Below are 9,080 nucleotides of genomic sequence, written 5' to 3'. Positions count from 1 at the left end.
TTTTGTCCGCAACTCAGCGTAGGTCATTTTCATCGGCTCACCCTAGTCTAGGCTCCTAGTAACGATTCTATCAGCTCAATTTCCGATAAGGTCTATTATTTCTAGCCTGGAATACGAATTGCTGATTCATCGGCCTCATGCAGTTTCAGTATCCTAACCGTCCTGACCACCTGGCCCAAAGCCTCCTAGATCAGGATTATCAGCCCTCGTGCGACTAATATCCATTGTATTTCTGAGTTCGACATTGATCCCCATCAAGCTTGTAAGACCATTCATGATGATGAGGTCTGAGCAGGACTACCAATGGTAAAGTAAAAGGTAGCTCCTTGGTTGGGCTGGCTTTCAGCCCAGATGGTGCCGCCATGGCGATGAATAATACGTTGAACGATCGCCAATCCAATACCGGTTCCTTCAAAATCAGTTTGAGCATGGAGACGCTGGAAAGCACCAAATAATTTATCAGCATACTCCATTTGAAAACCAACACCATTGTCTCGCACAAATAGAGTGCCATCGGGTAAGCTACTAATCTCTACCCACGGTTCAGGTTGGGCACGGCTAAATTTGACGGCATTGCTAATTAGATTGCTCAGGACTTGCTGCAGTAGTGTTGCGTCTCCTTGAATATTGGGTAAATTGCCTATCCGGAACTCAATGGGAACCGGCGATGATCCCTGATCCTGCATGAGGGCGATCGCCTCTTCAGCGAGAGCTTTCATAGATACTGGTACATAGACAATCGGTTTGCGTCCGATTCGTGAGAGGGTCAACAAACCATCAATGAGTAGCGCCATTTTCTGACTGCTGTTTTCAATCACCTGTAGATAATGGACGACCTTGGGATCATTGAGGGCACTGTGTGTTTTAAGGCGTTGCTGGAGGGCATTGACAAACCCATTCATATGCCGCAAGGGAGCGCGCAGGTCATGGGATACAGAGTAAGAAAATGACTCAAGTTCTTTATTCGCCGCTTCTAGCTGTGTTGCTGTTTGCTGAAGGATTTGCTCTGCCTGTTTTCGTGCTGTAATATCGGTTAGCGTTCCTACATATCCGCTAACCTTACCCATAGCATCGAGTTCAGGTAACATCTGACTATAAAACCAGTTGATGCTGCCGTCCGGGCAGAGATGTCGTCCTTCAGTTTGTACCGCTTGATCGAAGCTTAGATTATGAGCAGCTTCATTGAGAAGTCGTGCTCGATCGTCTGGATGCAGTGATTGCTGCCAGCCATCTCCTAAGGCAGATGCTTTAGGAAGACCGGTCATCTGGCTCCAGTAGTCATTGACATAAATACATTGACCTTGGTTGTCGAAACGATAAATAGCTACGGGCACAGTGGCAGCAAGGGCTTTATAGCGGCTCTCACTTTCGGCTAGAGCCTGCTCCGCCCGTTTGCGATCGCTAATATCCATAGCAATACCCACTAATCGCCGGATTTGACCACCGGAGCTAAAGACCGGCTTGCCCTTGGCAAATACATAGCCGAGGGATCCATCCGCTCGAATGATCTGTAAATCTGCTGTATAAGGTACTCCAGACTGAATGCCTTGATTCACCAAATTCGTGAGAGTTTGCCAGTCTTGAGGTGCAAACATGTACTGTTGATCGTGATATGAAGGAGCGATCGCCGCTGGCTCCATACCAAAAATGGCGAAGAGTTCGGGAGACCAAGTTACCTCTCCGGTTTCAATGTCCATCTCCCAACTGCCCAGGTGGGCGACGCGCTGGGCTTCGAGCAACAGTGACTCGCTTTGACGCAGTGCAGCGGTGCGTTGTTCGACCCGTTGCTCTAGATCTTGGTTGAGATGCTGTAAGGATTGCTGGCTGCGGCGCAAATCTTCTACGAGTTGCGCTTGCGTTAGGGCAATACCAACCTGGTTCGCTAGTTGGGATAAAAACTCGATTTCAAACTCTTGCCATTCCCTCGGGCGATCGCATTGATGGGCAATCAGCAAGCCCCAGAGTTGGTCGGCTTTTAGCAACGGAACTACAAGGTTAGCACGCACATCAAACTGCTTGAGAAAAGCAACATGGCAGTCAGCGATCGCTGCTTGGTCAATATCAGCGATCGCCGTGATTTGACCTTGAAGATAGTGATCTACATTGTTGAGCAAGCAAGGATCAAAGATTGACTGCCCTAGTAATGACTGATAACCATGAGCAACTGATTCTTCTAGGATAATCTGCCCAGATCCATCAGGATTAAGCTGGTAGATCAGCACGCGATCGGCTTGAAGGATCGGCTGAATTTCGGTGACTGTTGTTCGTAAAATCTCAGATAACTCAATAGACTGACGAACTTTCAGGGTGACTTCAGAAAAAAGCTGCGATCGCTGATTCTGCTGGTAGAGATCTTGCCCTGCCTGACGAAGGTCGGCCTCCCGACGCTTGGCTTCCCGAATATCACGCATGATCGTAGACAGATATTCTAGATTGCCATCTTTATCTTTGTGAGCAATAATGAGCTGAGATACCGGAATCTCGGACTCCACAGCGTTCAAAAGCGCCGTTTCACCTAGCCAGGTACCATCTTGGATTGCCGCTGGAATTCCCTGTTGTTGGATCAGGGTTGATGCCCACTCAGGATGGCAGTCCACGACATGGAGGCTTGATAGATCATCTGTACCTAAATGGTTGTGGACATACTGACGACCTTGAGCATTACTCCACAGCACCTGTCCATCAGGATTGGTCATGGCTACTAAGTCTGTTGATGCTTCTAGAATAGCAATCAAGCGATCGCGTTCTTTTTCAGCCTGTTTGCGATCGGTAATGTCTGTGTGAATACCTAGCATCCGTAAGGGTTGCCCGGCTTCGTCCCGTGCTAGGATTTTACCTAAAGATAGAATCCATTTCCACTCTCCAAGCTGGGTGCGCTGCCGGAACTCTACCGCATAGTTGGCTAACTCTCCTGCCACGTAGGCACGAAACACCTCTAACGTTGGTTCGCGATCGTCAGGATGCAGCCGAGCAAGCCACTGCTCATGAGTTTCATGAAAGTCTGCTGGATCGTATCCTAACATCGTGGCATATTCAGGTGTAACAATAGCATGACCAGTTCGCAAATCTAAATCATAAAGCCCTTGATTAGTAGCCATCACCGCTAGCCGCAGACGTTCCTCGCTATCTTGCAGGGCTAACTCCGATCGCTTACGGTCTGTAATATCTCGCACTAAAACCAAAGCTTCGTCTTCACCGCATACCACAACCCTTGATTCTTCATAGCGAATTATCCCCTCTACAACAATTTGGTACTCATGGATGAAAGGCACACCTGTCTGAAATGCCTGCTCAATTGCATCCATACGCTCCTGAGCTAAATCGGCAGGCAGTATATCCCACAGACTATTACCCACAATGTCTACAGCGGGACATGCCAAGGGTACCTCTGCTGCAGGAATGACCTCTCGATAAAACCCCTCCCGACTGAGCCGCAAAATTAAGTCTGGAATAGCCTTCAAAATAGCCTGATTAGTCGCTAAGACCTGACGTAGCTCTTCTTCAGTCTGTTTGCGCGCTGTAATGTCTGTGATAAATCCTTCCAAACCTTGCAGACAGCCTGCGTCATCATAAATTCCCTGTCCCCGTTCCCAAACCCATTTCTGGTCACCCGCTTTGGTGATGAGGCGATATTCATATTCATAGGGCACCCGAGCTGTAACGGCTGTCTGCACTGAGGCCCATACTGTCTCGATGTCATCAGGATGAATCATTTTTCCTGGCCTGATCCCATCTGCCTCTAGAAATTCTTCAGGAGTATAGCCCGATATGACTAGAATTCCTTCACTGATGAACTCTGGTGTATAGTCAGGATCATTCTTCACGCGATAAGCTACGCCAGGTAAATTACTTAAAAGAGTTTTGAGGCGGCGTTCACTCTCATAAATAATATGTTCAGCCTGTTTGCGATCGCTGACATCAACAATCAATGTATCCCAAATAACGTCTCCATTACTTTGCTGTTCTGGACGTCCTGCAGCTTCCAACCACTTTTGTTGACCAGAAGGCGTCGTAATTCTCCACGACCATGACCAAGGCTGACAGGTACGAGCAGACTCCATCACTGATGCATACATTCCTGAGAGATCTTCGGGATGCACCATATCCCACAGTAGCCTTGCACTCTTGACAACGTCCTGTGCCTCAACTTCCCATAGGTCATAGCAGCCTGGACTCATATACAGCACAGCGTCTGTTCCATCTGAGCGCAACAAATAGCGAAAGATTGCACCAGGTACGTTCATGGCTAGATTGCTGAAGCGAGTCTCACTCTGTAACCAGGATTCTTCAGCTATCTTGCGATCCGTAATATCAATCATCAGCCCATCCCAGATAATATCTCTATTCTCCTGTTGAGTTGGACGGGACGATCCACGGATCCACTTGACTTGACCTGAGGTTGTGATAATACGACCTTCCCAAGACCATGGGCTGAGAGTTTGGGTAGCTGTTGCAATAGACGATTGAATTGAAGATAAATCGTCAGGGTGGACGGCATTCCACGCTAGGGATGAATCCTGTTCTAAATCCTTGGCTGGAAACCCGTAGAGGCTTTGACAGCCAGGACTTATATAGGTGAAGGCATCTGACCCATCCGGAGATGATCGGTACTGGTAAATCACGCCAGGCATATTGGTGGCTAGTCGTTGGAATCGCTCTTCACTTTGGAGGAGTGCTGCGGTTCGCTGCTCTACACGAGATTCCAGATCCTGATTGAGCTGTTGCAAATCTAGCTGGGTCTGTTTATTCTCTGTGATATCAATCTGGATACCGATCATCCCAAGGGGAGCGCCATCTGGGTCGTAGACAACTTCTCCGATATCTGCCAACCAACGCACTGCTCCATTGGGCAGTAAAACACGATACTCTAAATAAAGATCTCGTTGCTCTTTGAAGACCTGATCAATATAGTGATAAACTGAGTCTCGATCGTCTGGATGGATGGCCTGTAGCCATCGGTCGTAGCTAGCCTTACAGGTTTTGGAATCATAGCCCAGTAGCCGAAAGTTCTCCTCTGACCATATCACCTGATTGGTGGCATGATCCCACTGCCACATCCCAGCCTTGGCGGCCTTCAAGGCTAAAGACAGCTTTAGGTCGCGATCGCGTAGGGAATCTGCCACCGTTTTGCTATCGCTAGTCTGTTTCTGTAATGTCCGTTGTATCTGGCGATCGCGCTGCAGCAACCATCCTCCGAGGGCGATCGCGATTATCCCCAGCCCTGCTGCCATACCCCAGCCATCAGCAGTGAAGAGATTATCAAGAGCACAAAACTCTAAGAACCTGCCTTGCACCATGGCATGTAGGTTATTTTCAGCCATACCCATCAGGCTGGGAATGATAACTATCCACAGCCCTAGAGCTGATGTAGAGGGCTGTTTTAAGCAAGCCTGGTTAAGACCAAGCCGCTGGAGAGTCGTTGGGTTGGGTGAGAGAGCAGCCGGGTTTAGATGTGACATGGATTGCCCCTATGGATGAATCCTGCATCTATCGTAACCTATGCTAGCTTGTGTGTTATCGCATAGCGAGCATAGCTAGGGAAGAAGACGTGACTACCTACTTGAACCAGCGGTTAGGAGTCTACCACGTTACCTGAAGATATATGAGCTGTGGCGGTGCTGAATGAAGACGTGAAATCAAAATGTGGGCAAGATGCTCACGCTTGATTGTGAATGGGTGTTGCTGATCTCTGAGATGAATCTATTTCTGAACAGCTCATGATGCAAGGGTTGATTCAGTGAAGTCATCTCTCATCTAACCAACACCTGTGAATGAAGGGTGAGTGTCTTGCTTACGACTCGTTAGCGTAAATCCTATTGTGATTCAGCAATACCCGAGTTGTTTAGCAACGTATAAAAAAGCTGGTGTTTGTACTGCAAACACCAGCTTAGATAGGAACCTTTTTAGCTTACTTTAAGTATGGTAAGCCAAGATAGATGTTGGAAGCTTAGGTTGGAGAGCTAAGCAATCACAATCTGACGAGCCGACAATGAGGGCTGACCACCTAAAACAGCGATCGCTCGTTGCTTTTGAGAGCCGTTGCCATCAGGATCGAAGAAGAGCGTACCGGAGCGATCGTCATAGATAAACCGTTCATCAGCACTTTGGGCACGGCTGCCTAGGACAAACTGACGATCTGGCAGTCTACCTGCCGACAGCCCTACGGCACCAAATCCTCGACGGGCGATTACGATTTGATCCTGACGTGCGTTAAAGTCAGTAACCACATCGGCTGTACCCTGTGCCTTTTCAAACACAAAGCGATCGCGACCACCTCCACCGCTGAGAGCATTACGTCCGGTACCGCCAATTAAGATATCATTGCCTTGACCGCCAAGGAGGCGACTATTGCCAGGGCCACTGACCAGACGATCATTACCCGCACCACCGTTCAGGATATCGTTTCCTCGACCTCCAACGAGGCGATCGTTGTCTGCACCGCCCAATAAAACATCATTCTCAGCACCGCCTTTAAGGAAGTCATTACCGGCTGCACCGATCAAGCGATTATTGCCACGTACACCACTGAGAATATCGTCACCGGCTCCGCCGTCAAGGACATCATCATCCGTTCCACCAACGAGGCGATCGTTGCCGAGTCCACCGTTGAGGACATCATCACCCGCTCCACCAACGAGGCGATCGTTACCATCTCCACCATCAAAATCATCGCTACTGCCACCGCCGTTGAGGACATCATTGCCTGCACCACCGATGACCAAGTTATCTTCCAAACCGCCAGTGAACGTCGTTTGACCCAAGAACCCAGAGAGATCAAACTGCTCAAAGTTTTGAACGACAGTACCCTCCATGTTGGGACTAGGCACTAAGTTGTGGCGACTAGCCTCTGAAGAACTGCGTAGGATCAGGCTATCAGAGCTGCTGCCCCCTGTGACGACGAAGCGATCAATTCCCGTAGCGCCGTCTAAGCTATCGCTTTGGTGCAAGTCACTAAAGGTAGCTGTTACGGTATCATTACCGGCACCCATCTCAAAGACATCACGTCTGAAGGTAGTCCCAAAACTATCATCACCATCCGTACCAATGCGATGATTGGTGTTTAGAGTTTCTGCTAGATCACCAAGGTCATCTGTAGGTTGCAGCAGTTGATCCAGCAGATCCTCGGCTACAGGTGGATTGCCATCTACCAAGTCATCTACAGTGGCGGTCAAGCTAGTGGACAGTTCCTGCAATAGATTTGCTAACTCTAGGGCAGACGGGCTGCCCTCTGTTTGCAGAGCTGTGACGATCGGATCAAAATTATCTACAATTTGGTTCAGGACATCAGCAATGGCTTGAAAATCGTGTCCTGGATCCTGTGTTCCATTAGTAAGGGCATCTTGAAGAGCCTGTAGTTCTGTCAGAGAACCTGTCAATTCAGTTGTTAGCTCAGTAAAGCCTAGCTCACCCAGAGTATCAATGAGACTGTTGATGACTGTCTCATTAGGGATGAAGGGATTGACTGGCAGCTCTAAATTATCTAACGCAGAGGTAATGCCTAGGAGATCGTCAGCTACAGGAGCGATCGCATTCACCAACTCCGTGAGGCTAGGAACGGTGCCATCATCTAAGTCTTTAACGACAGCTAAGAGGCGATCGCTCAAGCCTGAGAGTGTGGTAGATAGCGCAGCAATGGTGGAGTTATCTGTCAAGCCGGCTAATGTGTCAACAAGACCTTGAACCTCGGTAACTAGAGATTGTAGGGTGGTTGAGAGTGTATTTGGATCACCTTGGAGTGAGTTGGGCAGGTCTTGGGTAACGGTGTTGAGGTTGTTGAGAACACCTTCAATAGCGTCTGTTACCTCAACGCCTAGAACGTCTGAGGCATCAGTTAAGATCAAGCTATTTCCAAGAATCCCCGCTAAGCTATCGCTGATATCTGTGACAAGCCCTTCAATAAAGCCGTCCGTCAAAGAACCATTCAAAAGATTCGTACCTTCGCCCATGATGGAGAGAAACTCAATCGCTTCTTCATCCGTCAATGTTCCAGCAGCTCCCACCACTGCAGTGAGGTCAAGGCTGAGCTGCGTCATCAAGCCAACCAGTTGATCAACAGCCTCAGAGTTTAGAGCTGCTAGATCGGGTACAGCAGCATCAAGACTGGTCACCAAACCGTTCAAGTCTAGCAAAGCTACGGTAGGGCTCGTGCCGCCGTTAATCTGATCTGAAATGCTTGTGAAGGTACTGGACGTACTAGATAATAAATCAATAGTATCATCCAGCAATTCACCTGTATCTTGGACAATGTTGTCCAGTAGTACATCGTCGCCCAATAGGTTATTCCACAACGCTAAGCTCTTGTCATAGATGTTGCCTAGCAATACATTCGTGATCCCTGTAATCGGCTGGATAAGGTTGGAGAGAAGAGGCATAGAAGATGATAAAATAAAGAACGACTGAACTAGGCATACGAGACATACGAGCACATCAAGGCTGGTTGACTGTCTACTACTTTAGATAAGATGGATTAACGATCAACAAGGCTTGATGGTTCTATCTATTTACAGCTCTCAGAAGAGAATCATTACAAGCAAAGTAGAAGTAATGGGCCTGGACTAGATGCAGATTTAGGTGCAGACACACCCTGATGATGGATTCCGCCGGTAGAGAACTCAGGATCACAGAGCAAAGCAGCTTTCCGTGGGGTTCCTGAAGTCAATTACCTTTTGGAATATCTGTATTGAACTCCAAGTCATCTGCCTAGCGGATGTGCAAAATCACGGAGTTTGGAGCTTAGTTCTCCAGATATCCGCGAAGTCCTGCGTGATGATCTCCCATTTCTTTTGACGGAAAATTAGTGGAAGCGTAGATCTACTGAAAAATATACCGACACTCTGTAAGTTCCGAAATAACACGGGGTTTTTAATGTAGTAAAAATCTTGAGTATTTACCGTATTTTCTGGGTGTTAGGAGGCATCGATTAGATGTGTTCGGTCATCCGTCAGAGTTTAGGCTGGGCTTGAATTGCGGATTGCGTGGTTCTGGGGTTTCGAGCTCGGCCAATTTTAAGGTCGAGGTATGGGTATTGCCTCATCGCTCAGGGTATAAAGGTGTCGGCTGAGGGGTATGTCTTGATTTTG

General features: G+C 48.2%; 2 protein-coding genes. Both read right to left on the bottom strand.

What is annotated here, in order from left to right:
* Positions 1–272: 272 nt before the first annotated feature.
* Positions 273–5,459, bottom strand: coding sequence for a PAS domain-containing protein (locus JUJ53_RS18840; RefSeq protein ID WP_204153578.1), 5,187 nt, complete (start codon positions 5,457–5,459; stop codon positions 273–275).
* Between the two features lie 501 nt (positions 5,460–5,960).
* Positions 5,961–8,372: a calcium-binding protein gene (locus tag JUJ53_RS18835; protein ID WP_204153577.1), complete on the bottom strand. Its 2,412-nt coding sequence runs from the start codon at positions 8,370–8,372 to the stop codon at positions 5,961–5,963.
* Between the last annotated feature and the right edge of the window lie 708 nt (positions 8,373–9,080).

The organism is Leptolyngbya sp. CCY15150 (assembly GCF_016888135.1).
Taxonomy (GTDB): domain Bacteria; phylum Cyanobacteriota; class Cyanobacteriia; order RECH01; family RECH01; genus RECH01.
This window is presented reverse-complemented; position numbering and strand designations above follow the sequence as displayed.

Bases quoted from the DNA above. Each gene is read 5' to 3' on its own strand.
- JUJ53_RS18840 (WP_204153578.1), bottom strand. From the start codon at position 5,459: ATGTCACATCTAAACCCGGCTGCTCTCTCACCCAACCCAACGACTCTC.
- JUJ53_RS18835 (WP_204153577.1), bottom strand. From the start codon at position 8,372: ATGCCTCTTCTCTCCAACCTTATCCAGCCGATTACAGGGATCACGAAT.